At 56.8% G+C, this 25,690-nt stretch carries 29 protein-coding genes and 2 tRNA genes; 22 read left to right on the top strand and 9 right to left on the bottom strand.

Translation table 11 applies throughout. The features are described 5' to 3' along the window. Window positions 1–43: 43 nt before the first annotated feature. Window positions 44–1,309 carry an NAD(P)/FAD-dependent oxidoreductase gene (locus QRN85_RS14210; RefSeq protein WP_284758931.1) on the top strand — a complete coding sequence of 422 codons (1,266 nt, stop codon included), beginning with the start codon at window positions 44–46 and terminating at the stop codon, window positions 1,307–1,309. A gap of 123 nt (window positions 1,310–1,432) precedes the next feature. Here QRN85_RS14210 and QRN85_RS14205 read toward each other — a convergent pair whose 3' ends face one another. After that, the gene (locus QRN85_RS14205) at window positions 1,433–2,320 is read right to left on the bottom strand and encodes an SDR family oxidoreductase (RefSeq protein WP_284758929.1); all 888 of its coding nucleotides are present in this window, start codon (window positions 2,318–2,320) and stop codon (window positions 1,433–1,435) included. Between the two features lie 112 nt (window positions 2,321–2,432). On the opposite strand from QRN85_RS14205, the gene QRN85_RS14200 reads away from it, so the two are divergent. The 8 genes from QRN85_RS14200 (at window position 2,433) to QRN85_RS14165 (ending at window position 8,537) form a co-directional block, all read left to right on the top strand. After that, window positions 2,433–2,840, top strand: a complete 408-nt coding sequence (locus tag QRN85_RS14200) for a winged helix-turn-helix transcriptional regulator (RefSeq protein WP_062585460.1) — start codon at window positions 2,433–2,435, stop codon at window positions 2,838–2,840. Window positions 2,841–3,018: 178 nt separating this feature from the next. After that, complete coding sequence (locus QRN85_RS14195) at window positions 3,019–3,675, top strand: TetR/AcrR family transcriptional regulator (RefSeq protein ID WP_062585686.1); 657 nt, start codon at window positions 3,019–3,021, stop codon at window positions 3,673–3,675. A gap of 45 nt (window positions 3,676–3,720) precedes the next feature. Next, on the top strand, window positions 3,721–4,740 hold the full coding sequence (ilvC, locus tag QRN85_RS14190) for a ketol-acid reductoisomerase (RefSeq protein ID WP_112962590.1): 1,020 nt from the start codon (window positions 3,721–3,723) through the stop codon (window positions 4,738–4,740). Window positions 4,741–5,040: 300 nt separating this feature from the next. Continuing rightward, the gene (locus tag QRN85_RS14185) at window positions 5,041–5,391 is read left to right on the top strand and encodes a helix-turn-helix domain-containing protein (RefSeq protein ID WP_062585464.1); all 351 of its coding nucleotides are present in this window, start codon (window positions 5,041–5,043) and stop codon (window positions 5,389–5,391) included. A gap of 175 nt (window positions 5,392–5,566) precedes the next feature. Next, window positions 5,567–6,238: a hypothetical protein gene (locus QRN85_RS14180; protein WP_284758921.1), complete on the top strand. Its 672-nt coding sequence runs from the start codon at window positions 5,567–5,569 to the stop codon at window positions 6,236–6,238. 259 nt (window positions 6,239–6,497) lie between these two features. Then, window positions 6,498–7,055 carry a hypothetical protein gene (locus QRN85_RS14175; RefSeq protein ID WP_284758919.1) on the top strand — a complete coding sequence of 186 codons (558 nt, stop codon included), beginning with the start codon at window positions 6,498–6,500 and terminating at the stop codon, window positions 7,053–7,055. A gap of 206 nt (window positions 7,056–7,261) precedes the next feature. Continuing rightward, window positions 7,262–7,801, top strand: a complete 540-nt coding sequence (locus tag QRN85_RS14170) for a hypothetical protein (RefSeq protein WP_113169202.1) — start codon at window positions 7,262–7,264, stop codon at window positions 7,799–7,801. 88 nt (window positions 7,802–7,889) lie between these two features. Continuing rightward, complete coding sequence (locus tag QRN85_RS14165; RefSeq protein ID WP_284758915.1) at window positions 7,890–8,537, top strand: hypothetical protein; 648 nt, start codon at window positions 7,890–7,892, stop codon at window positions 8,535–8,537. 9 nt (window positions 8,538–8,546) lie between these two features. On the opposite strand, the gene QRN85_RS14160 is transcribed toward QRN85_RS14165, so the two are convergent. Beyond that, window positions 8,547–8,999: an RbsD/FucU family protein gene (locus tag QRN85_RS14160; RefSeq protein ID WP_062585473.1), complete on the bottom strand. Its 453-nt coding sequence runs from the start codon at window positions 8,997–8,999 to the stop codon at window positions 8,547–8,549. Between the two features lie 237 nt (window positions 9,000–9,236). Here QRN85_RS14160 and QRN85_RS14155 point away from each other — a divergent pair, with 237 nt between their 5' ends. The 6 genes from QRN85_RS14155 to QRN85_RS14130 all read left to right on the top strand — a co-directional run bounded on the left by QRN85_RS14155 (window position 9,237) and on the right by QRN85_RS14130 (window position 16,434). Further along, window positions 9,237–10,481, top strand: coding sequence for an aminotransferase-like domain-containing protein (locus QRN85_RS14155; RefSeq protein ID WP_062585475.1), 1,245 nt, complete (start codon window positions 9,237–9,239; stop codon window positions 10,479–10,481). A gap of 138 nt (window positions 10,482–10,619) precedes the next feature. After that, entirely contained in the window at window positions 10,620–11,453 is an 834-nt protein-coding gene (locus QRN85_RS14150; RefSeq protein WP_284758913.1) for a PhzF family phenazine biosynthesis protein, read from the top strand. Window positions 11,454–11,555: 102 nt separating this feature from the next. Next, a complete protein-coding gene (locus QRN85_RS14145) occupies window positions 11,556–12,539 on the top strand; it encodes an ABC transporter substrate-binding protein (protein WP_112962584.1) in 984 nt (327 codons plus the stop codon). Between the two features lie 9 nt (window positions 12,540–12,548). After that, window positions 12,549–14,243: an ABC transporter permease gene (locus QRN85_RS14140; protein WP_284758909.1), complete on the top strand. Its 1,695-nt coding sequence runs from the start codon at window positions 12,549–12,551 to the stop codon at window positions 14,241–14,243. Further along, the gene (locus QRN85_RS14135) at window positions 14,231–15,259 is read left to right on the top strand and encodes an ABC transporter ATP-binding protein (RefSeq protein WP_284758907.1); all 1,029 of its coding nucleotides are present in this window, start codon (window positions 14,231–14,233) and stop codon (window positions 15,257–15,259) included. The genes QRN85_RS14140 and QRN85_RS14135 overlap by 13 nt, the downstream gene beginning before the upstream one ends. Window positions 15,260–15,324: 65 nt before the next feature. Further along, window positions 15,325–16,434, top strand: a complete 1,110-nt coding sequence (locus tag QRN85_RS14130; protein ID WP_284758905.1) for an endonuclease/exonuclease/phosphatase family protein — start codon at window positions 15,325–15,327, stop codon at window positions 16,432–16,434. A 124-nt stretch (window positions 16,435–16,558) separates the two neighbouring features. Here the strand turns inward: QRN85_RS14130 and QRN85_RS14125 are convergent, their stop codons facing one another. Continuing rightward, window positions 16,559–16,828, bottom strand: coding sequence for a DUF982 domain-containing protein (locus QRN85_RS14125; protein WP_062585485.1), 270 nt, complete (start codon window positions 16,826–16,828; stop codon window positions 16,559–16,561). A 189-nt stretch (window positions 16,829–17,017) separates the two neighbouring features. On the opposite strand from QRN85_RS14125, the gene QRN85_RS14120 reads away from it, so the two are divergent. After that, window positions 17,018–17,266, top strand: coding sequence for a BON domain-containing protein (locus tag QRN85_RS14120; RefSeq protein ID WP_062585687.1), 249 nt, complete (start codon window positions 17,018–17,020; stop codon window positions 17,264–17,266). A gap of 42 nt (window positions 17,267–17,308) precedes the next feature. Here QRN85_RS14120 and QRN85_RS14115 read toward each other — a convergent pair whose 3' ends face one another. Then, complete coding sequence (locus QRN85_RS14115) at window positions 17,309–17,797, bottom strand: DUF192 domain-containing protein (protein WP_284758901.1); 489 nt, start codon at window positions 17,795–17,797, stop codon at window positions 17,309–17,311. Then, window positions 17,797–18,375 carry a cold-shock protein gene (locus tag QRN85_RS14110; protein WP_062585488.1) on the bottom strand — a complete coding sequence of 193 codons (579 nt, stop codon included), beginning with the start codon at window positions 18,373–18,375 and terminating at the stop codon, window positions 17,797–17,799. Before QRN85_RS14110 ends, QRN85_RS14115 begins: the two co-directional genes overlap by 1 nt. Before the next feature lie 188 nt (window positions 18,376–18,563). Here QRN85_RS14110 and gloA point away from each other — a divergent pair, with 188 nt between their 5' ends. Together gloA and QRN85_RS14100 are read left to right on the top strand one after the other, a co-directional pair. Beyond that, the gene (gloA, locus tag QRN85_RS14105) at window positions 18,564–19,004 is read left to right on the top strand and encodes a lactoylglutathione lyase (RefSeq protein WP_062585490.1); all 441 of its coding nucleotides are present in this window, start codon (window positions 18,564–18,566) and stop codon (window positions 19,002–19,004) included. A gap of 140 nt (window positions 19,005–19,144) precedes the next feature. Continuing rightward, entirely contained in the window at window positions 19,145–20,380 is a 1,236-nt protein-coding gene (locus QRN85_RS14100) for a D-Ala-D-Ala carboxypeptidase family metallohydrolase (RefSeq protein ID WP_350225074.1), read from the top strand. A 219-nt stretch (window positions 20,381–20,599) separates the two neighbouring features. On the opposite strand, the gene QRN85_RS14095 is transcribed toward QRN85_RS14100, so the two are convergent. The 3 genes from QRN85_RS14095 to QRN85_RS14085 form a co-directional block, all read right to left on the bottom strand. Further along, window positions 20,600–20,815, bottom strand: coding sequence for a hypothetical protein (locus tag QRN85_RS14095; protein WP_284758898.1), 216 nt, complete (start codon window positions 20,813–20,815; stop codon window positions 20,600–20,602). Between the two features lie 176 nt (window positions 20,816–20,991). Further along, window positions 20,992–21,378, bottom strand: coding sequence for an acyl-CoA thioesterase (locus QRN85_RS14090; RefSeq protein WP_062585495.1), 387 nt, complete (start codon window positions 21,376–21,378; stop codon window positions 20,992–20,994). Window positions 21,379–21,413: 35 nt separating this feature from the next. Then, window positions 21,414–22,295 carry a TrmH family RNA methyltransferase gene (locus tag QRN85_RS14085; protein WP_113093870.1) on the bottom strand — a complete coding sequence of 294 codons (882 nt, stop codon included), beginning with the start codon at window positions 22,293–22,295 and terminating at the stop codon, window positions 21,414–21,416. Window positions 22,296–22,585: 290 nt separating this feature from the next. On the opposite strand from QRN85_RS14085, the gene QRN85_RS14080 reads away from it, so the two are divergent. The 3 genes from QRN85_RS14080 (at window position 22,586) to QRN85_RS14070 (ending at window position 23,469) form a co-directional block, all read left to right on the top strand. Next, window positions 22,586–22,670 (top strand) — tRNA-Tyr (locus QRN85_RS14080). Between the two features lie 24 nt (window positions 22,671–22,694). Beyond that, a tRNA-Gly gene (locus QRN85_RS14075) sits at window positions 22,695–22,768 on the top strand. Between the two features lie 269 nt (window positions 22,769–23,037). After that, window positions 23,038–23,469, top strand: coding sequence for a PAS domain-containing protein (locus tag QRN85_RS14070; RefSeq protein WP_082469613.1), 432 nt, complete (start codon window positions 23,038–23,040; stop codon window positions 23,467–23,469). Between the two features lie 359 nt (window positions 23,470–23,828). Here QRN85_RS14070 and QRN85_RS14065 read toward each other — a convergent pair whose 3' ends face one another. Beyond that, window positions 23,829–24,458, bottom strand: coding sequence for a TerC family protein (locus QRN85_RS14065; protein ID WP_062585500.1), 630 nt, complete (start codon window positions 24,456–24,458; stop codon window positions 23,829–23,831). A gap of 355 nt (window positions 24,459–24,813) precedes the next feature. Here QRN85_RS14065 and tuf point away from each other — a divergent pair. Next, window positions 24,814–25,690, top strand: an 877-nt coding sequence (tuf, locus tag QRN85_RS14060; RefSeq protein WP_284758892.1) for an elongation factor Tu, incomplete at its 3' end; no start/stop codon positions are given.

Raw genomic sequence — 25,690 nt, 5'->3', positions numbered from 1 at the left:
GCGCACCAAATGCGCGGCTTATTTATTTGAGAAGGACATTCCCATGCAGGAGCATCACGTTGTCGTCGTTGGGGGAGGCTTCGGCGGGCTGCAGGTCGTTCATGGACTGAAAGATACACCGGTCCGGATCACGCTGATCGATCGGCGAAATCACCATCTTTTTCAGCCGCTTTTGTATCAGGTCGCGACCACGGCGTTGGCGACATCGGAAATCGCCTGGCCAATCCGTCGCCTGTATCGTGACCGCCCCGAGGTCACGACGCTGTTGTCGGAGGTTGGCGGTGTGGATCGCGACAACCGACAGGTCATTCTCAAGTCCGGCGAGACCATTGGGTTTGATACGCTCGTTCTCGCGACGGGTGCTCGTCACGCCTATTTCGGCAATGACGCATGGGAGAAACACGCACCGGGGCTGAAGACGCTCGAAGATGCGACAACCATTCGCCGCCGCCTGTTGCTGGCTTTCGAACGTGCGGAACTGGCCCAGACCGAGGAAGAGAAGCAGGCGTTTCTGACCTTCGTGGTCATCGGTGCCGGTCCCACCGGCGTCGAGATGGCGGGGATGATTTCTGACCTTGCCAACAAGGTTCTCCCGCCTGAATTCCGCAATGTCGATACGCGCAAGACCCGGGTTCTTCTTGTCGAGGCAGGGCCGCGTGTGCTTCCTGCCTTCACCGATGACCTCTCGGCTTATACCAAACGTGCGCTGGAGCGGCTGGGTGTGGAGGTCTTACTGGGAACGCCTGTTACGGCCTGCACGGAGGATGGTGTCACCGTCGGTGACACGTATTTTCCCGCAAGAACGATTGTATGGGCTGCAGGCGTTCAGGCCTCACCAGCCGCGCAATGGCTCGGCATTTCCGCAGACAGGGCAGGGCGGGCAGAGGTCGGGCCGCAACTGAATATCCCCGAGGATCCCAACATCTTCGTCATTGGAGACACCGCGTCCGTCATGCAGGAAAATGGCAAGCCGGTGCCGGGTGTTGCGCCCGCTGCCAAGCAACAGGGTGCCTATGTGGCTGGCGTCATCAAGGCAAGGATTACGGGCAAGGCCGAGCAACCGGCGTTCCGCTATCGTCACCAGGGCAATCTGGCGACCATCGGTCAGAGCGCGGCGGTCGCGGATTTCGGCAAGATCAAGCTGACCGGCGTCCTGGCATGGTGGATCTGGGGACTTGCCCATATCTACTTCCTGATTGGAACGCGCTCACGCCTTGCCGTCGCCTGGAGCTGGCTGTGGATCTATCTCAGCGGCCAGCATAGTGCGCGGCTGATTACTCAGAAAGAGACGTTGAAGGACGAGGGCTGACAGGCCGGCAGGCTCATCCTCGTAATGTCATTCCCGGCGATTTGCCGGGAATGATCCTGATCTTCGAGGCGCCTTAGGGCAACCGGAATGGTGCGGTGCTTCTCTCAGCGCTGCTGACCGTATTTATGCCGATAGAAGCGCCGCTTTATGTGCCTGCATGAAGGCTTCGGTCGTCTGCGGCTTCTCACCAGTCAGTGTTTCGTAGTCGTTCGTGACTTCATCGAAATTGCCAGCTGCAATGTTTGCATCGGCCGACGCCACCATTTCAGCAACGAAGGAGGGCAGGCCTGCGCTCTCGATGCCTTTTTGCAGGTCGGATGGCGAGACCTTGATCACCGAAAGTGGCTTGCCCGCAGCGGTGGAAATGATCGTGGCAATTTCATCGGCAGTGCACGACTTGCTGCCGGTAATGTTATAGATTTTGCTGTCGCCCTTGGCATTGGCAAGGGCCGCTGCCACTGCGCGTGCGCAGTCGTCACGCGACACATTCGGCACCCGTCCGTCACCCATCGCGGTATACCATTGTCCACGCTTGAGGTTTGCCGGCATGGAGAGGAGGTAGTTGTCGTTGTACCAGGCATTCCGCAGGATCGTGTAGGGAATGCCGCTCGTCTTGATGGCTTCTTCCGTGCCCAGATGATCGGGCGCGAAGGTAACGAGCGACTTGCCCGGATTTTGCATGGACGTGTAGGCGATATGCTTGACGCCCGCCTTGACGGCTGCCGCGACCGCAGCCTGGTGCTGTTTGAGACGCTGGCCCGGGACAGCAAGTGCGTCCGTGGAAATGATGAGGGCGGTATCTATTCCAGCAAAGGCGGCGTCCAGTGTCGAAGCATCATCGAAGTCAGCCTTGCGGACCTCGACGCCCTTGTCGGCAACAGCTGAAAGTTTATTCGTGTCGCGTGTCGCGGCCACGATATTTCCCGCTGGAACCTTGTAAGTCTCCAGGAGATGCCGCAGTACCGCCTGGCCCAGATGGCCGGAAGCGCCTGTCACGAGTATCTTGCTCATCGATATTCCTTTTCCTGATGGTCTCAAAAAGAGAGTAAGGGTAGAATAGGAATTGACGAGCAGGTGTAAAGAAGGCAGTTTTTCGACTCTACGTTACCAAAAGGGAACCACCATGAATGCGACTGTTTCGCGATTGAAGCCTGCATCGCTCCCCACGCTGGGGGACGTTTCTCATTTCAATTTCGACAATTGCCCGGTACGAGATCTGCTCAGCCAGATCGGCGGGAAGTGGTCCACCCTCCTGTTGCAGGCGCTGTCGGAGCGCCCCTATCGATTTGGCGAGCTTCGCCGAATGGTACCGGATATCTCCCAGCGTATGCTGACGCAGACGTTGCGGGACCTGCAGCGTGATGGCTATGTTCATCGCGAGGTCTATCCAACCAAGCCCCCGAGCGTCGAGTATAGCATGACGCCGCTGGGCCGGTCGCTCTATCGTCCCTTGTCGGAAGTCGTCCGTTGGGCGCTGGACAATCATGAGGCTGTCAAGACGGCCCGCGATCGTTTCGAGGCCGAGGCTTGATGCATTCGTCGTAGCGCCTTTATCGCCTTGATGCTGCGAAGTTTCGTAGATGCTCATGTTGCGCTGCGTCAATTGTTGCGTGTCCTTCAAAAAAACTCTTGACCCATTTCACGGCTCATCTTAAACAACACTCGAACCGTACCGTACGGTACATTGTATCTCAGGTGGAGTGGACAAGGTGGGGACCGATCCGATCACAGCGCAGGAATTTTCGCCGCGTCAGAACGCTGTTCTGGAACAGGCGTTGCGTCTTCTGGTCGAGGGCGGAGAAAAAGCCCTGACAACGTCGGGTCTGGCGCGTGCCGCCAACTGTTCCAAGGAAAGCCTCTATAAATGGTTTGGCGATCGCGACGGGCTTCTCGCTGCGATGATCACCTTTCAGCAGAGCAAGGTTCGCACCTTCGAAAAGGCGGGAGACCGCGTTTCCGCGCCACAGCTGACTGACCACCTGGAAGTTTTCGCGCATGATCTGCTCGATGTTCTCGCGGGCGATGTGTCGCTGGCGTTGAACCGCCTGGCGATCGGTCAGGCCAGCCGGGATGGCTCCAAGCTCGGCAACCTGCTGCTCGAGCGTGGGCGTCGCCAGATCGACAAGCGTGCCCGCGGCTTGATCGAGGCGGGACGCCGCTCCGGCTATCTGCGTTTCGATGATCTCGAAGACGCCTATCGCAGCTTTTACGGCCTGATCGTTTCAGACCTGCATGTTCGTATGCTTCTGGGTGAAGCGCAGCAGGCCAAGGATTTTTCTGCCCGGGCGCGCAAGGCCGTATCGGCCTTTCTGGCGCTCTACGGCACGGAAAAGATACATTCGGAAACCGGTGGAAAGGTCGCCTGAATTTCCGTTCGCAACAACGTCAATATCCAAGGAAGGACTACCGAAATGCGCGTCTATTACGATCGTGATGCCGATCTCAATCTCATCAAGGCGAAGAATGTCGCCATCGTCGGTTATGGTTCCCAGGGTCGCGCGCATGCGCTGAACCTGAAGGACAGCGGTGCGACTGGCGTCGTCATTGCGCTGAAAGCCGGTTCGCCGACCATCAAGAAGGCCGAAGCCGACGGCTTCAAGGTCATGACCGTTGCCGAAGCTGCAAAGTGGGCCGATCTCTTGATGATGGCAACGCCTGACGAACTTCAGGCCGACATCTACAAGGCAGAAATTGCCGATAACATTCGTGATGGTGCTGCCATTGCATTCGCCCACGGCCTCAACGTTCACTTCGGCCTTATCGAGCCAAAGGCTTCGCTCGACGTCGTCATGATTGCACCGAAGGGCCCTGGCCACACGGTTCGTGGCGAATACCAGAAGGGCGGCGGCGTACCTTGCCTCGTTGCCGTTCACCAGAACGCTTCCGGCAATGCGCTTGAAGTTGCCCTTTCCTACGCTTGCGGCGTTGGCGGCGGTCGTTCCGGCATCATCGAGACTAACTTCAAGGAAGAGTGCGAAACCGACCTCTTCGGCGAACAGGTCGTTCTGTGCGGCGGTCTGGTTGAGCTGATCCGCGCCGGTTTCGAAACGCTGGTCGAAGGCGGTTATGCGCCTGAAATGGCTTATTTCGAGTGCCTGCACGAAGTAAAGCTGATCGTGGACCTGATCTACGAAGGCGGCATCGCCAACATGAACTACTCCATCTCCAACACCGCAGAATGGGGCGAATACGTCACCGGCCCGCGCATCATCACCGCTGAAACAAAGGCTGAAATGAAGCGCGTCCTGCACGACATTCAGACCGGCAAGTTCACCTCCGACTGGATGCAGGAATACCGCTCCGGTGCTGCCCGCTTCAAGGGCATCCGCCGCATGAACGACGTTCACCAGATCGAAGAAGTCGGCGCAAAGCTTCGCGGCATGATGCCATGGATCGGCAAGAACAAGCTGGTCGACAAGTCCGTCAACTAAGCATCGGTTTATGACTGAATGAATAAAGGCCGGGGCGAAAGCTCCGGCCTTTCTGCATTCAGGCGGCACATGCTCTACAACCAGATGCAACCTAAGGTGTGAATAACTTTTTTTCTAACTTTTCATCGCCGGACGTCGCAACTAATGGATTGGTAAATTTTTAGTAAATACCAAGGGTTGTAACGTGGGTCATGAAGCAACAATCTGGCTTGAGGCCAAAGCCTGCATATTTCGCAGCGCAGATCCGGGGTCGATCGGAATTTCATCCGGTCACTGGGAATTTATCCAAGAGGTCATGTGATGGCGCATGATCAAGCACGCGGCAAACGCATTCGCGAAGCCATCGCCAGCCATAAGGTTCGCAAAATTCACGCTCTTGCTGCGGAACTCAATGTCTCCGTTGCAGCCGTTTCCCGCTGGCAGAATGGCGGGCACACGTCACTGGAAAATGTCTGCTCCCTTGCGGAGCTGCTTGATGTGTCACTGGACTGGCTCTTGCTGGGCAGGGGTACGATGAACTGGCATAGCGACAAGTCCATTTCGGCCACCGAGCTGCAAAGTGTCCTGCTGCTGCGCAACCGATCGAAGGTATTCCAGGCCCGTCTTCTCGCATTGCTTGAGGCCATCTCTCTCGAGCATGGACAACGCTGAGCGTAATTTCACAGGAAGATTTACGCACAGATTAACAACTCAAGGTTGATATAGGCGTTGGGTGTAGAGATATTCGAGCTCAGGGACGCTGAGTTGAACCGGCACAAAACGGAATGTCACAAGGCCGGTCAGGCAGCTCCCTGAATTCACTCTCAACACGCAAGGATTGCTATCCATGTCTACTCTTTTGACCATCAACGTCAAAAACCTGCAGTCGCAGACACAGAAATTCTTCTTCTTCCAGGAGCCTGCCGTCTATTCGGGCGGGGGCGACGTCTACTCGAACTCACTCTACAGTCAGTCACTCGGCAACTACAATGATACTGGCGGAGAGCTGACATTCCAGGTCAACCTTCAGTATTATGCAGGTATCCAGGAAGCCAGTTCGGTGCCTGTGGTTGGCAACTCTTCCGGATACTCCTCTGCTTGGCGTGCCATCGATCTTGCCCCCGCTTCCGGGAGCACATCGCAGCCTAGCGATTGCACCACTGCGACAATTTCGCCGCTGGGACTTGGCGCGGCGCAATACGAAGAGGGTGTTGAGGCAGGCGCATTTCGTGTCATCACGCCAAGCTTTACCGCGCCGCCCTACTACAATGTTGGCTCTGCGGTGAGCGTCAATGGCACCATCGTTCTATCCAACTTCGTCCAGGCGAACCCGATGAACAACACGGATTGCCAGCCAATCCTCAAATACTACGTTCAGACGGGCACGTACACGCAGGGTACTGTCATGAACTTCACAGCTTCCAGCACGAATTCTGCGCTGGCAGATTTCACTGGCGGTTACACCGTTTGCAACGTCAGCTTGAACGCGGATGGCTCCTGGAGCACCCAGCTTCAGTAGTCCTGATGTTGCAGGGTAGCTGAGAGGCGCGGCGGACAGCCGGTGCCAGAAGCCCGAACAATGTCCGCCATCCTTACGGGTGGCGGACAGCCGGGATCCAAAACGAAATAGTTGGTCCGCCATGAGCAGCAGTTACTACATGATCACCGTTCAGAACTTGTCTGCTACGACTCAATACTTTTACGTCTTTCAACAGCAGGCCACGTTTACTCCCACTGTGGCAGCGTCGTCGATCTATTCAAGCAGTCTCGGTTGCCAGATGATTGGAAATTACGCAGAGACAGGCGCTTCGATCAATTTTGAAATGGGTGCCCAGATCTATGCGGGGGCCATCAGCACCGCTCCTGCGGTCTCCCCATTGGAAGCTTCCGCAATGGTCCAGACTGCCAGCACCAACGTTGTGCGCGCCATCGAGCTCGCCTCTGCATCGACCACTGCGTTGGACTGCACGACCTTGAGCATCAGTCCGCTTGGCATGTCGAGCCCGGTCAATCAGACCGGAATAACCACAGGCGCGTTTGGTGTGAACGTGCCTTCCTATACGCCTACACCGGATCCGCAGCTTTTCTGCGGCCTAGCGACGATTAATGGCGATGGTACCGTTCTTTTGTCGAGCTACGTCGCGCCATCACCCAATGTGCGCATGACCTGTACACCCAAGCAGATCTTCTACGTCAAGACAGGTTACATGGCCGATGGAGAGGTCGTTTCTTATGACACGAGCAACGCCGCGACCTGTGATTTCACCACCGGTTATACGCGTGTCACCGTCACCTATAATGCCGATGGGACCTTTTCAACACAAGGTGGGTCATGAACAGCACCACCATATGTTTCTTAGGCGCAGCCTGCAGGTTGGCTGAGGCTACGACGACCACCTAACCAAACCGGTCCCACGATCTTCCACCCCTCATAGCTGGCGGGAAACCGCCCGCACCACCCGGATCCGTCGGCACATGCCGCCGGTCAACGCTCTTCGCATGGTGCGAGGAGTGATTGTCTCTCCATGGAAAAGGAAAAGCCATGAAAATACAACTTCGCAACCGCATCTTGTCCATGAGCGTTGCCGCATTGGCATTCGGTGCGGTCAGTCCAGCCTATGCCTATTCCGTCTATCGCAGCGTGACGGCGAACCCCGCAACCGGTGTGGTTCTTTGGAACAAGGACAACTTTGGTGTCAGTGGTAATCCTCCCACATTGTCATTCTTCTATTTTGAAACTGATGATGCAGCCCGGGCCGGGCTTCCCAATGCGCAATGCTTCGTCAAGGTGGATCTCCCTGACGCGGATGCCCCAGAGCCAGGTGCCGAGGCCAATGTCGGCAATGCCGATATCCCCGTCAACGCGCAACCGGGTGACTTGCCGAAGCCTTTCCCCTGGGTCATTACATTCGACAACGATCCTGCCGGTCACTGGAGCATCGCCAGAAGCCAGATCACGGACGCCACCACCAATGCGGCCGCAAGCCGGGTTGCTGCGTCTGGCTTCCAGAGCCTTGCAACAACTGTCGGCTCCTATGTCGGCGTCATAGCAGGAACGCTTGCCACCTGCGCAGCACAATAGACTCTTCATCGGAAGTCTCTAATGTTCTAGTCAAGCGGATGTCGCCACCGACTTGTTTCGGGTTGGTGGCGATTGGAGGAGTTCAGAAATGGCAGTGCTACATCACGCGTTTCGCTGTGCCGCGACACCCGAATTCGAAGCCGATGTCCAAGAGCTCATGCGGCAATGGATCTCTAGAGATCGCGCGGCCTTTGCGGCAGCGGCGAAGGCGCGATATGGTGGCCTTGCATCGTTGCAAGACATCCAAACGGCATTTTATCTGGGGCCTGATGGTGCAGCGCCATCTTGGCTGGACCCTGCCTTTATCAGCCCGGGTCTTGCAGCTGTCGTGATGCTTGCTCCGCATTTCACCAGAGTTTCCTCGCTGAGTGAAAGCCATGATACGAACCATGACTTGCTCGCGCGACAACTGCCGGCGCTCGGCTGGCCGGAAGACGAGGTGCGATCCCTCGTTCATGGCTGGCGGATCGAAACCATGTTGCAACGATATGCCAATGACGCAGCCGTCGTGATGCCGGGAGGCTTTGCCCATACCGGAGGCTGGACACCGCCCGGTATGGTCCCTCTATTAAGGGAACGGCTCGACAAGCTGGCATTGGCGCCGCCAGCCAAGTCTCACAAATTGGCGCAGGAGGCGTGGCATAGGCTGGCGGAGCGTAACGCGTTTCAAGACGCACAGGCCATGCTCGCCGATCTGGGCGACCGTGACTGGCTCGTCATGGCCATAACCCACTGACGGGCGCTGTCAGCTTCCGGGGGCAATCACACCCTTGGTCAGGATGAAGCAGCCGTAGAACCGCGTCTCACCCGTGGTGATGATGCAGTAGGCATCCTTTGCCTCTTCGTAAAAGGCAAAGCGCTCAATGCCATACATGGGGGCTGACTGGCCTTCCGCGGCATCGATTTCCGCTTGCACCTCTGCCTGTACCGGCTCGATCTGGTCAGGCGCGCCCATGACTTCCATGCGACCGACGGAGGGCTGGATGGGTGTATCCAGCGGGAAGACGGAAAGGATTGCCTTCATGGCGCGGGCGGCCGAGATGTTTTCCATGCGCAGAACCTGGCCCACAACAGTGTGCTGGGCGATGCTGTCTGACGGAAAATTGGTATCCGTCAGGACCAGCTTGTCCGCGTGACCCATGGCGCGCAGCGCGTGCAGCACATCGGCATTGAGTGCCGGATCGATATTCTTGAGCATTCTTTACTCCTCCATGCATCAAATCAGTTGGCTGCAATCGACCTGTAATTTGCATCGGCGTCAATCCATCGTGATGGCGATTGTAGACTCCAGGCCGAAGATGTATTGCCTATGCACCATCCGGGAGGTTGCGCAGAAAATGCAAAACAGTACCGAAAACCGATAAGTCAGTATTGCTGACCTATCGCGGTTTCTGTACATATATGCGCAAGAAACGAACAAAAGAGGAAACGGCCCATGCTTGACTGGGAACAAATTTTCGCCACGCGCTCTTCGCGTATGAAAGCTTCGGAAATCCGTGAATTGCTGAAGCTGCTGGAGCAGCCGGATATCATTTCCTTCGCTGGCGGCATTCCCGATCCGGCGCTGTTTCCCGATGAGGAATTCAAGCAGGCTTACGCGGATATCTTCTCCGGCCCGCAGGTCAACTCCGCCCTGCAATATTCCGTCAGCGAAGGTTACAAGCCGCTGCGGGAATGGATCGTGAAGGATATGGCCAAGATCGGCATCGAATGCTCGGTCGACAACGTTTTCATCACGTCCGGTTCTCAGCAGGCTCTGGATTATCTCGGCAAGCTGTTCCTGTCTCCCAACGATACGGCACTGGTGACATGGCCGACCTATCTCGGCGCTCTCTCGGCCTTCAACGCCTATGAGCCGACCTATGACCAGTTGAACCCTGGCGGTAACCGCACGCCGCAGACCTATCGTGATGCCGCAGCGAAGGCTGGCGGGGCTGTAAAGTTTGCCTATCTCTCGGCTGACTTCTCCAACCCGACTGGCGAAACGGTCGATCTGGCTGGCCGCAAGAAGTTGCTGGAACTTGCCGACGAGCTCGATATCGCTGTTCTCGAAGATGCCGCCTATCAGAACCTGCGTTTCGATGGCGAACCTGTCGCACCGATCCTTTCGCTGGATATTGCCCGCAGTGGCTCTATCGAAAAGACCCGGACCATCTATTCCGGCAGCTTCTCCAAGACGCTGGCTCCGGGGCTGCGCGTCGGTTTCGTGGTTGCGGCCATGCCGGTCATTCGCAAGCTGGTGCTGATGAAGCAGGCGGCAGACCTGCATTCCTCGACCATCAACCAGATGGCTATTGAGCATGTCGCTTCGCGCGGTTTCGACAAACAGGTTGCGAAGATCAAGGCCGCCTATAGCGCGCGGCGTGATGCGATGCTGGCTGCTCTCGACAAGTACATGCCGAAATTTGCGAGCTGGACAAAGCCGGAGGGCGGCATGTTCGTCTGGGTCACCCTGCCGGAGGGCATGGATGGCGCGGAGCTTCTGGCAAAATCGCTGTCGACGGAACGGGTTGCCTTCGTGCCGGGCAAGGCATTTTTTGCCGATGGTTCCGGTGCCAACACGCTGCGCATCAGCTTCTCCTGCGCCAATGAGCAGATGATCGAAGAGGGCATCAAGCGCCTCGGTCGCCTGATTGCCGGTGCTGAGACGACATCGAATGCGACGATGCCGCTGGTTTAAGCGGCTACGTTTATACGTCATCCTCGGGCTTGCCCCGAGGATCTGACGCACCCTCGACATCAAACGTGGTTAGACCCTTGGGACAAGCCCGGGGGTGACGAACACTTTTGTCCTCTAATCCCGCGAAAGGGTTCCCCCATGACCAGCCCGCATGCATTTCAGCAAGTCGACGTCTTCTCGGCAGAGCCGCTCAAGGGCAATCCTCTCGCCGTTGTTTGCGATGCGGATGATCTCACGGACGAGCAGATGGCAGCCTTTGCCAACTGGACCAATCTGAGCGAAACGACATTCCTGTTGAAGCCGACTACGCCCGATGCGGATTACCGCGTGCGGATTTTTACGCCTTACGAAGAATTGCCTTTTGCCGGTCATCCAACGCTTGGCACATGCCACGTCTGGCTGTCCCGTCAGCAGGGTACGGACAAGGCCGAAGTGGTGCAGGAGTGCGCGTTCGGCCTCGTTCGCATCAGGGTATCGGATGGCAAGCTTGCTTTCGCGGCCCCGCCCTTGCGCAAATCCGGTGCGGTGGATGCTGAAACGCTGTCAGAAGTTGCGGTGGCGCTTGAGCTCTCTCCAGACGCCATCGTCAATGCGAGCTGGACGGATAATGGTCCCGGCTGGGTTTCGCTGCTGTTGCGCTCACGGTCGGATGTCTTGAATATCAAGCCGAATTATCAGCGCCTTGGCGGGCTCAAGGTTGGCCTCGTCGGTCCCTGCGATGCAAATGACAACGTGGGTTCCGATTTCGAGCTGAGAGCCTTTGCCGATGGTTACGAGGACCCGGTAACGGGCAGCCTGAATGCTGGCATTGCGCAATGGCTGATCGGTGCCGGAATTGCTCCGCAGAATTATATTGCCAGCCAGGGCACCGTTCTGGGGCGGGCAGGGCGCGTGAGCGTCGACAAGATTGGCGATGATATCTGGATCGGCGGTGCGGTGACTGTTTTGATCGAGGGGACTGTCACCCTCTAGTGGCGGGTTGAGGTGTTTCCGGCTCTGTCGGAAACCTGCCTGTCACATACATGTTATGGACATGTGTTTTAGCGGTGCCACCTCACAACAGGGACCGCACACATGAAAACCCTTCTTTCAGCCTTCACCGCCATTGTTTCTCTTGGCATTCTGGCTGGCAGCGCCAACGCTGCCGATCTGGTTCTCTATACCAGCCAGCCAAACGAGGATGCGCAGGCAACCGTCGATGGTTTCAAGTCTGCCAATCCCGGTATCGACATTCAGTGGGTGCGGGACGGAACGCCGAAGATCATGGCAAAGCTGATGGCCGAGATCGAAGCGGGCAATCCTGTTGCCGATGTGCTGCTGATCGCAGACACGGTAACGCTGGAGCGGATGAAGCAGAACAAGCAGCTGATGGCCTACAAGTCGCCGGAAGCAGCCAATTATGACGCTGCTCTTTATGATGCCGATGGCTTTTACTACTCCACCAAGCTCATCACGACAGGCATCATGTATAACACTCAGGGCTCGATGAAGCCTACGAGCTGGAAGGATCTGACAAAGCCTGAAGCAAAGGGCCTGGTGACGATGCCAAGCCCGCTGACATCCGGTGCAGCTCTCATCCACGCACAGACGCTGGCCGGCGTCAGCAGCCTAGGCTGGGACTACTACAAGGCACTGAAGGAAAATGGCGCGATTGCCGCCGGTGGCAATGGTGCTGTCTTGAAGTCTGTCGCTTCGGGCGAGAAGGCCTATGGCGTGGTGGTGGACTACATGCCGATCCGCGAAAAGGCCAAGGGCGCTCCGGTCGAGTTCGTCTTCCCGGAAGAAGGTGTTTCTGCGGTGACCGAGCCGGTTGGTATTCTGGCTAGCACCAAGCACGCCGATGCCGCCAAGAAGTTCGTGGACTACGTGCTTTCCGTCAAGGGACAGGAAGGTTTCGTCAAGCTCGGTTACATTCCGGCCCGCAACGATGTTGCGCTGCCTGAAGGTTTCCCTGCGCGCGACAAGATCAAGGTGCTGCCGATCAACGCTGCCGAGGCGCTGAAGAACTCGGAAAAGGACATCAAGACCTTCTCCGATATCTTTGAATCCAAGGGCTGATCTGCATTCATGCACATGCTCTCGAATTCAGGAAACAGTCAGCCTCGCTGGCTGTTTCCCTTTGTGGTTTCGGTTGTCTTTCTGCTCAGCGCGCTGCCGCTGGGGCGGCTTGCCTATACGGGCATCTTGTCGTCACTGAGAGGTGACATCTGGTCTCTGCTGAATGATCCTGCGCTTTGGCAGGCGGTGCTCAACACGCTTTCCACCTCGTTTTTCGGAATGGTGATCTCGCTGCTGATCGGTGGCGGTTTTGCGCTGACGCTGACCCTTTGCGACATCAGGGGCAAATCCGTGCTCAGCTTCCTGTTCATGCTGCCAATGATGATCCCGCCACAGGTGACAGCCCTGTCGTGGATCGGCATGACCGGCCCTTCAAGTACGCTGTTGAAGGCCATCGGCCTTGCGCCGCCGCTGGGTTCACCGCAGCCGCTTTATTCCGTTGCAGGTATCGCCCTTTTGTTTGGCGTCCAGCACGCGCCGCTGGTTTTCCTTTCACTGCGGTCCGGTCTTTTGGCGCTACCTCAGGATGGGATAGAGGCCGCAAAGCTTTCTGGAGCGTCCTCGTGGCAGGTGTTGAACCACATCATTCTGCCGCTGGCCATGCCGGGCCTGATTGCGGGTGCTGCCATCGCCTTCGTGTCCGGCGTCGGCAATTTCGGCATTCCCGCCATATTGGGCATTCCCGCGTCTATCTTCACTCTGCCCACGCTGATCTATAACCGCTTTTCCAGTTTCGGCAGCAGCACCTTTGGCGATATCGCCATGTTGTCCGGCATGATTGCCATCATCTCCGTCGTTGGTCTTGCCATACAGGAGCGGGCGATGAAGGGCCGGGACTATCGTATCATTGGTCTCTCGGGCAAGGCTGCGACGTTCAGGCTCGGAACCTGGCGATTGGTGGCGGAGCTTGCTCTGTGGATTGCCATATTCTTCATGCTGGTGGCACCGCTGACCGCGCTTGTTGTGAGCTCACTTGCTCCGGCCTATGGCGTGCCGCTGAGCCTCAAGACCGCCACTCTGCACGCCTATGAGGAAATTCTGTTTCGACAGGCGGTGACGCGGACGGCGTTTGCCAATTCGCTGTTTCTCGCCACCGCAACATCTCTATGTCTCCTTGCGGTGACAATATTGACGGCCTATTTTCTGGTCCGGGGAAAAAGTCGTTTCATGTTCCTGCTATCGGCGCTGGTGGATATTCCCTATGCCTTGCCGGGCGTCGTCATTTCCGTGTCCTATGTGCTGCTTTTTGCGGCTCCCATTCCGCTGCTGGGTGTCACGCTTTACGGGACGCTCTGGATCATTTTGTTGGCCTATTTCTCCTCCTTTTTCGCCGTCAGCCTCAAGCCAATGGTCTCTGCCTTCACGCAGTTCGATCCCGCACTGGAAGAGGCGGCACGTCTGGCCGGTGCCGGTTTCTGGCGCCGTATGTTCGATATCATCCTGCCGCTTGTCGGGCCTGCGGCAGGCGCGTCCGTCATCCTCGTCTTTCTCATTGCCTGCAATGAACTGACGGTATCAGCGCTGCTGTGGTCGGCGGGAACGCAGACGCTGGGCGTTGTCATTTATAATCTCGACGATAGCGGCAGCTTTGATCTTGCTTCCGCGCTTTCGGTGCTGGTGGTGGCAATGGTCGTCATCCTCATGCTGCTTTTGGAAGTGCTTGGACGAAAACTGCCAAAGGGAGTTGTGCCTTGGCGAAACTGATATTGAACCGGCTGTCCAAGAGCTTTGGCGGCGCAAAGCCTGCAGTCAACGATGTGTCCATGACCATACGCGAAGGCGGTTTTCTGGCGCTGCTCGGACCATCCGGTTGCGGTAAGACCACGGTCCTGCGCATGATTGCCGGTTTCGAGCAGCCCACGGATGGCGCAATCCTGCTGGGAGAGCGCGTGCTGGCTGATGCTGGCAGCATGGTGCCGCCTGAACGTCGCAACATGGCGATGGTCTTCCAGTCCTATGCGCTATGGCCACACATGACTGTGGCAGACAATGCCGGATATCCCCTCAAGGTCCGTGGCATTTCCGGCGAGACCTACAGACGCAAGGTTGCTGACGCGCTTGCGACCGTGCGGCTGGAGGCTTATGCGGAGCGGCGTCCCTCAGAGCTTTCGGGCGGCCAAAGGCAGCGTGTGGCGCTTGCACGCTGTCTGGTGACGGAGCCGGACGTGGTGCTGCTGGACGAGCCTCTGGCCAATCTGGATCGGCATCTGCGCCAGGAGATGGAAGAAACGTTCCGCGAATTCCATGCGACATCGGGCGCGACCATGGTCTACGTTACCCATGATCAGGCCGAGGCCATGGCCTTGGCAACGGATGTTGCCGTCATGTCCGAAGGCAGGCTTCTGCAAATGGCTGCACCTGCCGAACTCTATGCCAGACCGGAGGGAAGGCTTGTCGGCGGGCTGGTGGGGCAGGGCGCCATTCTCTCCTTGCCCTGTTTTCAGGAGATGCCTCGTGCGCTGGACTGGAGCCTGTTGCGCCCGATGATGGAAGGGGGTGCGGCCGATTCACCGCATGGTGACATCCTCGTGCGCCCGCAGGATGTGATCCATGACGCCGACGGCATCATGTGTCGCGTTTCGACCATTCTCTATGAGGGTGAACGATATTCCCTGCGTCTGACGCTGCCTGACGGGCAAGTCCTGCGCGCCTATTGCCGCGAGCCTGCGCCTATCGGTTCGTTTTATCCCGTGGCAATTCGCGCCGCCTGGCGGCTGTGACGCATCCTTGGCAATTGACCGGCGAAGTGGATAGTCTCGAAGACCAGACCAACCGGGAATGATTCATGTCGCTTCGGCTCGCCACCTTCAACATCGAAAACCTCATGACGCGTTTCGATTATACGGGTTTTCGCAACCAGACGCGACGTGACAGGGCCATGCAGCTCTATGATGTCAGGGACGAGGCGGCCTATCAGGCGCTGGAAAGCGCAAGGATGCTGGCCTTGACGGACGATACGCGCCAGCTGACGGCACTCGCAATTGCCGATGCCGACGCCGATATTCTCTGCCTTCAGGAGGTGGACAATATGGCGGCGCTGCAGGCCTTCGAATATGGCTATCTCTACCGCATGATGGGGAATGGCTATCGCCAGAAGTTCCTGATCGAGGGCAATGACAGCAGAGGCATCGATGTTGCTGTCGTCATGCGGGAGGAAACGCAGGACGGCGAGAGAATCGAGCTTGTGGACATTACAAGCCATGCTGCGGTCACCTACCGTGATCTTGGGCTATTTACGCCAGAACTGGCGCTCAACAACCGCGTCGACGACAAGATCTTCAAACGCGATTGTCTTGAGTTTGAGTTGCGCATCGGAGGAAAACCGCTGACGCTCTTCGTGACGCATCTTAAATCCATGACCAATGGCAGGGAAAATGGTGATGGCCGGATGGGCACGATGCCGGTGCGAAGGGCGGAGGTGCAGGCGATAAGGCGCATCATCGAGAACCGTTTCGGGGTCGAAGGCGCACCTTCAGCTTCCTTCGCAATTTGCGGCGATATGAATGATTACCAGGAGCGGGTCGTCATATCCGGCAATCGACGCGTTGGTCACAGCTTCACGCCCGTTACCCAGGAAACCAGCGCGCTTGATATTCTCAGCGAGGACGATTTTGCCGTAAATCCGGTTTTGCGGCGTGACGTGATGGACCGGTGGACGCTCTACCATTCGCGCGGGCCGCAGGAACAGCACCTGTGTCAGCTGGACTATATCTGGCTTTCAAAGAGATTGGCGGACATGAACGCCAAAAGCGTTCCCGAAATCATCCGTGCTGGTCAGCCCTTCCGCACTCCTTTCCCTGCGGGTCAGGAGGTGGACCGCTATCCAAGAACGGGATGGGACCGGCCCAAGGCTTCCGATCATTGCCCCGTCGTCATGTCGCTCGATCTGCACTAGAGCAATACAGGTTCATGCACCTTGTCCGCTCGCCCGACATTGGAAAAGCCCCCGATATAGGCGGGGGCTTCGCATATTTCGCGTGTGCCACTACAGATTTTCAGTCTCGGCCTAGCCTAAGACCCTAGTGCATGTTGAGCACATGGGCGTGGTTGCTTGCGATCAGGAATGATTCGCGTGCGGTTTCCAGGTCGCATTGGCCTGCAATTGCTTTCAGGCAGTTGCGTCTTGCAGCTTCATATTCTGGTCCGTGGTCTTCCGGCCAGCGGTACATCAGCATGTCCAGAGCGATCAGCGGACTGTAGATTTCCAGCGCAGGACAAAGCGGCAAATGTATCGCTACAGGCTTGATCCATTGGGCATGATGGCATGGTTGTGTGCGGTTGATAAGCATTGGGATCCTCCTTCCCAGTCTCCACCGCGCTAACAGCCCAATCACGCAGATGTTCCCGTTCACAAAAAAAGTGAACACATTAGGGGTTTCTTTTTTTCAAGATGAATGGAAGATGAACAAATAAATGAACCGAAGATGAACGAAAACACCACTCGGGCGTTAATCGCTCATGATGAAGGAGGTCCGATCATGTTCAACCTATCTGGAATTCAGGAAAGCTTTTTCGGTGAACGTATGGCCGGTGTGTGCCAGGCAATCACCTCTGCACTCGCATTTGAATCCGGTTTGGAAAAGTCCAGTATTCTGGCGACCGTAGAGAATGACGTGATCTATCTCGAGGGCACCGCTGATTCTGTCGAAGCAATCGACATCGCGATCAATCTTGCCTCATCGATCTCGAACTGCCGGATCCTCAGCCACATCGAGCCTTGCTATTAATGAAGTGAGGCGGTCGGGCGTTTCTCGCCCGGCCTTTTACAGTTAGTCGGCGTTGCCGATCTGCTTGCTGCGCACGGTCGCGCCGCTCTCTATACCGAGCTCGCGTGTTTGGCCGCCGTTTAGCTCCAGCACGTAACGAACAGCCCCTTTTGAGCTGATGATGTCTTCAGAATGCGGCACTGCATTGCGATGCACATGCGTGACGCGTCCGGCCTTCGATATGAAGACCATATCCAGCGGGATGAGCGTGTTTCTCATCCACATCGTCACTTCCCGGTCCATCTTGAAATCGAACAGCATCCCTTGGTCGGCTGCCATTGACTTGCGGAACATCAGTCCCTGCTGTCTCTGGCCATCAGTCAATGCCAGTTCCGCAGTGAATGTGTGCGACTTTCCGTCAGCTGTCTCAATTGTAAGAGGCTCAGACGCGAACTTTTCCTGCGCGGAAACAGCTCCTGCAGATGATGCCACAAGAACTGCGCAAAAAGCGGCTGTTTTGCAAGCCGTGGCCAGTGAGGACGCGACACTCATCAATGCGACATACCGATCGGAGCTGGATTGTCCGGGTGTATTTCCGCTGCCATCAATCCCTTGTCGCCATCCCCGAAACGAACGAGAACGACCTGACCCGGGCGCAATTCGGCAAGGCCGAAGCGGCGAAGCGTTTCCATGTGGATGAAGATGTCTTCCGTGCCTTCGCCGCGGGTCAAAAAGCCGAAGCCCTTGGTGCGGTTGAACCACTTGACGATGGCGCGCTCCAGGCCGCTGGATGGCGTAACCTGGACATGGGTGCGAACGGGGGGCAGTTGTGACGGGTGAACCGCAGTGGACTGGTCCATCGAAAGAATGCGGAAGGTCTGATATCCACGATCGCGGCGCTGGACCAGCGCAACAATGCGGGTTCCTTCAAGAATTGTCTGATAACCGTCGCGGCGCAGGCAAGAAACGTGTAGAAGGACATCCTGCATACCGTTATCCGGTACGATAAAGCCGAAACCCTTGGCAACGTCGAACCATTTCACGACACCGGTGATCTCCACGAGATCGACCGCTTCGCTAGAAAGGTCTTCAAAATCGGCTACATTCTTAGACGACATCCTATCAGCCATTTCCGCCCAGCCCCTCTACGCACTTACCATTACCGGTCAACTGATTCCCTGGAATTAGATTAACATCTTGGTAACGGTTTCGCGCAAGCCCTAGTTTCTGATTTATCCACCTGCTTTTATGTCTTTGGGCTTGCTCAAGGCTGACTTGCCTGACGTAACGGCAGGAATAATACAATGAGGAGAAGTAAATGCGTTATCTGCACACGATGGTCCGTGTAAAAGACCTTGAAAAATCCCTGGAATTCTATGTCAACATGTTCGGACTTCAGGAAGTTCGCCGTATCGAAAACGAGAAGGGTCGCTTTACCCTCGTGTTTCTTGCGGCAGCCGAGGATGTCGCGACCGCGCAGGAGCACAAGGCCCCACTTCTGGAACTGACCTACAATTGGGACAGCGAAGATTATGCTGGCGGACGCAATTTCGGCCATCTGGCCTATGAGGTCGACGATATCTACGAAATCTGCGCAAAATTGCAGGCGGCGGGCGTGACGATCAATCGGCCCCCACGCGACGGCCACATGGCCTTCGTCCGCTCTCCGGATGGCATTTCCATTGAGATATTGCAGAAAGGCGCAAGCCTTGCACCAGCCGAACCGTGGATATCCATGGAGAATACCGGCTCCTGGTGAGGTGATTCCTTTTTTGAGGTGATATCTCTCCGCTCTCCCGTGTTGCCCGATGACCGGTCTCGTTGTCGAGATCTGTCATCGGTCCAATAGACGCCGGGGACGGGCCGAACGTGTCGAAAAGCGCCTGCGGAGGCTTTGCCTTGAAACTTGTCACCCGTTCATCATCACATGCGTCAGCACGCTGTCTTGCCGCTGTGTTTATGCTGGCGCTATCAGGCTGCGTGACCGCAGGTTCCGACAAGACACTTTCGCAGGCCCAACCCGCTGCCACACCGGCGGCCGATGCCTCGGCGGCGCAGGTTGCAAGCACCGATCAAGCGCCCGCGATGGCAAGAAACCCGAATGGCGGCTATGTCGACCCGGCCTTGGTTTCGGCGTCTTCGAGACAGGCTGCCCCCCACGCTTCTGCTGTGCCAGGCCAGCCACAGCCGCCGTCCGCCTATGGTCAGGAAGCGCAAATATCAGGTCTGGTTACCCAGCCCACCGGCATTTCTGCCAGCTCACTCAGCATTTACGCCAATTCCCAACCCAATGCGGTGGCCATAAAACCCGATGGCGTTCCGGCGGACCCGGCTGCTACTGCGGGCGCTAACGCCTATGCGCCTGCAGCCAAAATTTCTCCGGCACTCAACAGCGTCTATTCCGCGCCTGCGGCGGGCCAGCCAAGGCCGGTTTTGCCGCCTGAGGCGCAGACATCGCAGCAGCATTCCATGTACTCGTCGCCGAACTCTCCTGCCGATGCCGGTCAGGCACTGGCGGCGCAACCGGTAAAGCAGGGCCAGCCGCAGCCGGGGGGAGGGGGCTCTGTCCCTGTTGCAGCTTTCGTTGCCGGTGCCGTCAAGAAGCGTGGGGCTGGCGCTTCCACGGGTCTGACGCAGATGGCCGCCTTGCCGCTGACGGCAAACCGCAATGCCGCTCACGTCGGCTCCAATGGCCGGGTAAGCATGACCGACGAGTTCGATGACAGCGATGGCGACAAGCCAGCCGGTCTGATGAAGCTGGCGTCGCTCTCCGGTCTCAGCCGGGTCGCGCCAAACGGATTGCTGCTTCAGACGGAGAACGTGAATGTCGGCTGTTTCAAGCCGGAAATGATCAGGCGGATAAAGGAAGTCGAAGCGCATTACGGGCGCCGAGCGATGGTCACCTCAGGCTATAGACCGCCCAAGGCAACGACGCAGGGTTCCAAGCACTACACATGCGATGCCGCAGATATTCAGGTCAGCGGTGTATCGAAGTGGGAGCTTGCCAGCTATCTACGCTCGCTGCCTGATCGGGGTGGCGTGGGCACCTATTGCCACACCGAATCTGTCCACATGGATATTGGCGAACCGAGAGACTGGAACTGGCGATGCCGCCGGACATCGAGCAGTCTTTAAGCGCGTTCGTGCGACGCCTGGTCATGTGGACATCCAGCACTCTTGGGCTCGCCATGGCAGGCGCTCTCCAACCTTTGTTCGCCCGATAGACTTTTCCCCTGCCAGAGGCTGAAGCCGCCGCAAAAATGCGGGTTTCGAAAGGGTGGAGGAGGGGTCTCATCGCACCCCACCTTTTCTCGTCAAGCCGGGCCTAAACACACGCCCGCAGGCATCAGACGTTTATGGAGTCGTCTGGTTTTGCGCGGGCGCATTGGGTGCCGGCGTTGCCGGCGCTGGCGTTGCAGGTGCGGGCGTTGCAGGCTCTGTCGATGTTGCTGGCGGCGGGCTGGCGGGTGAAGAGGTCGTCCCGGTCGGACTTGTGCCGCCCATAAAATACGCCACCGCCGAAAGAATGACGATCGCTGCAATGACGATGATGACAGTACGGTTGTTCATGTGCGCTCCTCCCAGAGTGACAACAATGCCGACATCGGCACTGGTATCAGCACACGAAAATGTGTTTTCAGCGTGATCTCGTCCTGCGACGCAGATTTCATCGCGATGGGCGATCCATTCGGCGTGGGGCAGTGGCGCGCCGATAGGCGACCAGGATAGACATGTCGAAGGTAAGTTCAGGCTTTGGCGATAGGCTTCGGCTTGCCCTCGTCATCCATGGCTACCATGATGAACGTGCCTGCGGTTACTTTTTCCAGCGCATCGTAGCGCGAGCGCTGTGCCCATGCTTCAACCGTAAGCGTGATGGATGTGCGACCGACACGCGCAATATCGGTGTAGATGGACAGCGTGTCGCCGATTTTCACGGGCAGATCGAATGCCATTTCCTTGACCGCAGCCGTTACCACGCGACAGCGTGCACGTTCTGCGGCGCGAATCCCACTTGCCAAGTCCATCTGTGACATGACCCAACCACCAAAGATATCTCCGGCGGGATTGGCATCCGCAGGCATGGCCAGCGTGCGAAGTGTCAGTTCACCGGTCGGTTTGATCTGGTCTGGCATTGTGGCTCCCATAAAGGCATGACAAATTCGAGAAACTATTTCTTTTTAAGAAATTGCTGCGTCGCGTAAAGCGCAATGGCGGCCGCGTTGGAGACGTTGAGTGATTTTATCTCTCCCGGCATGTCCAGCCTTGCCAATGCTGTGACGGTCTCGCGGGTCTTCTGCCGCAATCCCTTGCCTTCAGCCCCCAGAACGAGCGCAATCTTCTCACCCGAAAAGGTCTGCTCAATCGGCGCAGGTCCCTCGGAATCGAGCCCGATGGACGTAAAGCCCAGCTTGTGCAACTCACCAAGCGCGTCTGCCAGATTGGTGATCTGGATATAGGGAATCATTTCCAGCGCGCCCGAGGCGGACTTGGCCAGCACGCCGGATTCGGTCGGGCTGTGGCGCATGGTCGTGATCAGGGCACCCGCATTAAACGCCACCGCAGACCGCATCACGGCGCCGACATTGTGCGGATCTGTCACCTGATCCAGCACCAGGATGAGAGGGCTGTCTTTCAGTGCAGACAATTTGCGCACCGGAAGCGGCTTTGTTTCCAGCATGACGCCCTGATGGATGGCATCCGGACCCAGGACCTTGTCGATATCCTGCGGCGAAACCATCTCGACAGGGAAAGGCTGTTCTTCGGCCGTGCCGATTTCCAGGCGTGAAAGCGCATTCATCGTAACGGACAGCTTGACGATCTGCCGCTCCTTGTTGGCCAGCGCTGCGCGTACGGTGTGCAAACCATAGAGGTGCACCTGATCCGGCGCGAGTTGCGGCGGCTTCCAGTCGTCGGCCGCTCTCGGCTTGCGCTTCTGAAAGGCAGGGGTCGGGATTTCACCACGCTCCCGCTTGGCATCGCGCACAGCGCGGCGCAGCGTTGCATAGTGAGTATCGCGGGTGGATTTTTCGTTCTGATCGTCTTTGCTCATGGGGCCTTATATCTTCCGCGTAGGTTTAGCACCAGTACCCCGGTCCAAAGCTGAGCTGAACAGGAGCAGTTTTTTGATCTCGTCCTGTGTAAGGCCGGGAACAGATGTTGCGGCGCATGGACGTAATCCACAGGCCTATGACTCTGTTCGAATTTTTCACATATTTTCGTCATACATCGTGTTGACAGAAGCGGCGAGGGCAGTCATATACGCGGCCACAGACGACGAAACGGCAACGCTCCGGGACGGACATCTGGTTAAGCTTGGTTGCTTGATCCTCGCAGAATACTGGAGGAATGCCCGAGTGGTTAAAGGGGACGGACTGTAAATCCGTTGGCTCAGCCTACGTTGGTTCAAATCCAACTTCCTCCACCATTCTGCACGGATCAGACCAGCGCCGCGGGTATAGCTCAATGGTAGAGCAGCAGCCTTCCAAGCTGAATACGCGGGTTCGATTCCCGCTACCCGCTCCAAAATTTCACTTCCAAAACACTCACGCTTCCAAACTGATTACCATCGCATGTTTCCGCATTCATGGCGGCGCATGCAGTCGGCGGCTGTATAAATTTGGGACGGTGCCTGTGCCGTCTCAGGATAATCGCAGTGATATTTTGGTGTGTTTTGATATTGTCATAACCTGTGATAGAAGGTCGCAGATTAATTTAAGCAATTAGAATAACTAGATATTTTCAAATCTCTCTGCTTTATGTAGTCTCTTGCAAACTTCTACTCGGCAAAAATCATGTCAGGATTGGCTATGCCTGAAAATGCGCGCCTTCAACGCTACGTTGCCATGAATCTGGGCGGATTTTATGCCTGGGACGTAGTGCAAAATCTGTTTTGGGCGGACGAGGTATTCGGTCGCATCATGGGCTTTTCCATTGATGAATTGAACGGCGGGCTTCCCGCTGAAAGCATGATGGAGCGGATACACGAAGACGACAGGCCCTACGTGGTCGAGGGCATTCAGGATTCCGTTCTGTCTGGGCAATCCTTCGAAATGGTCTACCGCGTTCGGCGAGGCGAGAGTTTCGTCAAGGTGACTGAAGTCGGCAAATGCTACAGATATATCGATGGTGTTGCGACGCTGTTCTCAGGCGTTGTTTTTGAAAGCTGCCCGCACGGCGGAGAGCCTGTTCCATCGAACCTCAACGCGCCTCACGCGGTTGATTGAGCGTTATCCCAATCCGTAGAAGAAAAATCCGAAATAGAATTGCCCAATGAGGGCGGCGAGCGCCAATGCCCCGATGGTCGCGCCAAGCTTTACGCGCCTTGAACGGCGAGTTCTTCCACCAGACCAATCGTAAGCCATTGTTCAGATTGCCTCTGTAGTTATTTCTTATATCTAAATTAGTGACTCTTTTAGCTTGCGCGAGGCTTACGGCAATCGTCATTTCGAACCGGCAATTTCTTTGAGTTGCCGCTTGCGCCATGATTCCCTTTTGTCGAAGAGAATCAATGCGGTGAATTATGCGCATGAAAAAAGCCCCGAGGTTTTCCCCGGGGCTTGGTGGTATTGGCAGTGACTTTAGATCAGCCGAAATAGGGCTGGATATATGGCCAGACCTCGAGGAAGCCGTGGTAGAGCATGTTTGCCGCAACATAGACGATAACGAGCAGGCCGATATAGGAAATCCAGCGGTAGCGATGCAGCAGCTTGGCAACGAAGTTGGCCGCAAGACCCATCAGCGCAATCGAGAAGACGAGGCCGATGATGAGCACCGTGACATGGTCCTGCGCGGCGCCAGCGACGGCAAGAACATTGTCCAGCGACATGGAAACATCGGCAATGACGATCTGGGTGGCGGCCTGGAAGAACGTCTTCTGGCCCTTGGTCAGATCGGCATTCTCGTCTTCGACCTCATCCATGGAGCCATTTTGCTCACGCAATTCTGTCCACATCTTCCAGCAGACCCATGCCAGAAGAAGGCCGCCGAAAAGCTGAAGGCCAACAATGGCCAGGAGCTGCACCGTGAGGGCCGCAAAGGCGATACGCAGAACTGTTGCAGCGATGATGCCGACAAGGATGGCTTTGCGACGCAGTTCTGCGGGCAGGCCCGCAGCGGCAAGGCCGATAACGATAGCGTTATCACCCGCGAGCACGAGATCTATTGCTATGACCTGAAGAAATGCCGTAAAACCGGCGGCGGTAAAAATTTCCATGGCAGATCCTGAAAGGGACAAGAATTGGTGCCGTGGGAGAGAGCGGCTTAAAGGCGAGCATTATCATACGGGCATTGGTGCGCCGTTCGCCGGTCTCCTGCCGGCAGTGGACCCGCAATATGCCATTAATCATGTACTCGTAAAGAGCGTGCGGCCGATTATCCCATATATTGAAAGCCGTGTCTGCGTTGACACTCCGAATTCTCGGCACCATATGGTGGCTATCCTGTCGCTTTTGGCTGCGCAACGGGCGCGGCGACAATTAAGTCTTGCGCATTCGCTTGCAAAGCCTTAAACGGCGACACCAAACCGGTTCGCCGGGAAAACTACTTCACGTTCACAGGAAGCAATTCACATGGCAAAGAGCAAGTTTGAGCGCAACAAGCCGCACGTCAACATTGGCACGATCGGTCACGTTGACCACGGCAAGACGTCGTTGACTGCTGCGATCACGAAGTACTTCGGCGAGTTCAAGGCGTATGACCAAATCGACGCTGCACCGGAAGAAAAGGCCCGCGGTATCACGATTTCGACGGCTCACGTTGAATATGAGACGCCAAACCGTCACTACGCGCACGTCGACTGCCCCGGCCACGCCGACTACGTGAAGAACATGATCACCGGTGCTGCCCAGATGGACGGCGCAATCCTGGTTTGCTCTGCAGCTGACGGCCCAATGCCACAGACCCGCGAGCACATCCTGCTTGCTCGTCAGGTTGGCGTTCCTGCCATCGTTGTGTTCCTCAACAAGGTTGACCAGGTTGACGACGCAGAACTGCTCGAGCTGGTTGAGCTTGAAGTTCGCGAACTTCTGTCGTCCTACGACTTCCCAGGCGACGATATTCCAATCGTCAAGGGTTCTGCTCTTGCAGCTCTCGAAGACTCCGACAAGAAGATCGGCGAAGACGCGATCCGCGAGCTGATGGCTCAGGTTGACGCCTACATCCCAACGCCAGAGCGTCCAATCGACCAGCCGTTCCTGATGCCAATCGAAGACGTGTTCTCGATCTCTGGCCGTGGTACGGTTGTGACGGGTCGCGTTGAGCGCGGTATCGTCAAGGTTGGTGAAGAAGTTGAAATCGTCGGCATTCGTGCAACGTCGAAGACGACTGTTACCGGCGTTGAAATGTTCCGCAAGCTGCTCGATCAGGGCCAGGCTGGCGACAACATCGGCGCGCTGGTTCGCGGCGTTACCCGTGACGGCGTTGAGCGTGGTCAGATCCTTTGCAAGC

This window comes from Agrobacterium sp. fls2-241-TYG-188a, assembly GCF_030209845.1.
This window is presented reverse-complemented; position numbering and strand designations above follow the sequence as displayed.

What these genes read in the sequence shown, in the direction of transcription:
- QRN85_RS14210 (WP_284758931.1), top strand. Translation starts at nt 44, where the DNA reads ATGCAGGAGCATCACGTTGTCGTCGTTGGGGGAGGCTTCGGCGGGCTG.
- QRN85_RS14205 (WP_284758929.1), bottom strand. Translation starts at nt 2,320, where the DNA reads ATGAGCAAGATACTCGTGACAGGCGCTTCCGGCCATCTGGGCCAGGCG.
- QRN85_RS14200 (WP_062585460.1), top strand. Translation starts at nt 2,433, where the DNA reads ATGAATGCGACTGTTTCGCGATTGAAGCCTGCATCGCTCCCCACGCTG.
- ilvC (WP_112962590.1), top strand. Translation starts at nt 3,721, where the DNA reads ATGCGCGTCTATTACGATCGTGATGCCGATCTCAATCTCATCAAGGCG.
- QRN85_RS14185 (WP_062585464.1), top strand. Translation starts at nt 5,041, where the DNA reads ATGGCGCATGATCAAGCACGCGGCAAACGCATTCGCGAAGCCATCGCC.
- QRN85_RS14180 (WP_284758921.1), top strand. Translation starts at nt 5,567, where the DNA reads ATGTCTACTCTTTTGACCATCAACGTCAAAAACCTGCAGTCGCAGACA.
- QRN85_RS14175 (WP_284758919.1), top strand. Translation starts at nt 6,498, where the DNA reads ATGATTGGAAATTACGCAGAGACAGGCGCTTCGATCAATTTTGAAATG.
- QRN85_RS14170 (WP_113169202.1), top strand. Translation starts at nt 7,262, where the DNA reads ATGAAAATACAACTTCGCAACCGCATCTTGTCCATGAGCGTTGCCGCA.
- QRN85_RS14165 (WP_284758915.1), top strand. Translation starts at nt 7,890, where the DNA reads ATGGCAGTGCTACATCACGCGTTTCGCTGTGCCGCGACACCCGAATTC.
- QRN85_RS14160 (WP_062585473.1), bottom strand. Translation starts at nt 8,999, where the DNA reads ATGCTCAAGAATATCGATCCGGCACTCAATGCCGATGTGCTGCACGCG.
- QRN85_RS14155 (WP_062585475.1), top strand. Translation starts at nt 9,237, where the DNA reads ATGCTTGACTGGGAACAAATTTTCGCCACGCGCTCTTCGCGTATGAAA.
- QRN85_RS14150 (WP_284758913.1), top strand. Translation starts at nt 10,620, where the DNA reads ATGACCAGCCCGCATGCATTTCAGCAAGTCGACGTCTTCTCGGCAGAG.
- QRN85_RS14145 (WP_112962584.1), top strand. Translation starts at nt 11,556, where the DNA reads ATGAAAACCCTTCTTTCAGCCTTCACCGCCATTGTTTCTCTTGGCATT.
- QRN85_RS14140 (WP_284758909.1), top strand. Translation starts at nt 12,549, where the DNA reads ATGCACATGCTCTCGAATTCAGGAAACAGTCAGCCTCGCTGGCTGTTT.
- QRN85_RS14130 (WP_284758905.1), top strand. Translation starts at nt 15,325, where the DNA reads ATGTCGCTTCGGCTCGCCACCTTCAACATCGAAAACCTCATGACGCGT.
- QRN85_RS14125 (WP_062585485.1), bottom strand. Translation starts at nt 16,828, where the DNA reads ATGCTTATCAACCGCACACAACCATGCCATCATGCCCAATGGATCAAG.
- QRN85_RS14120 (WP_062585687.1), top strand. Translation starts at nt 17,018, where the DNA reads ATGTTCAACCTATCTGGAATTCAGGAAAGCTTTTTCGGTGAACGTATG.
- QRN85_RS14115 (WP_284758901.1), bottom strand. Translation starts at nt 17,797, where the DNA reads ATGAGTGTCGCGTCCTCACTGGCCACGGCTTGCAAAACAGCCGCTTTT.
- QRN85_RS14110 (WP_062585488.1), bottom strand. Translation starts at nt 18,375, where the DNA reads ATGGCTGATAGGATGTCGTCTAAGAATGTAGCCGATTTTGAAGACCTT.
- gloA (WP_062585490.1), top strand. Translation starts at nt 18,564, where the DNA reads ATGCGTTATCTGCACACGATGGTCCGTGTAAAAGACCTTGAAAAATCC.
- QRN85_RS14095 (WP_284758898.1), bottom strand. Translation starts at nt 20,815, where the DNA reads ATGAACAACCGTACTGTCATCATCGTCATTGCAGCGATCGTCATTCTT.
- QRN85_RS14090 (WP_062585495.1), bottom strand. Translation starts at nt 21,378, where the DNA reads ATGCCAGACCAGATCAAACCGACCGGTGAACTGACACTTCGCACGCTG.
- QRN85_RS14085 (WP_113093870.1), bottom strand. Translation starts at nt 22,295, where the DNA reads ATGAGCAAAGACGATCAGAACGAAAAATCCACCCGCGATACTCACTAT.
- QRN85_RS14070 (WP_082469613.1), top strand. Translation starts at nt 23,038, where the DNA reads ATGTCAGGATTGGCTATGCCTGAAAATGCGCGCCTTCAACGCTACGTT.
- QRN85_RS14065 (WP_062585500.1), bottom strand. Translation starts at nt 24,458, where the DNA reads ATGGAAATTTTTACCGCCGCCGGTTTTACGGCATTTCTTCAGGTCATA.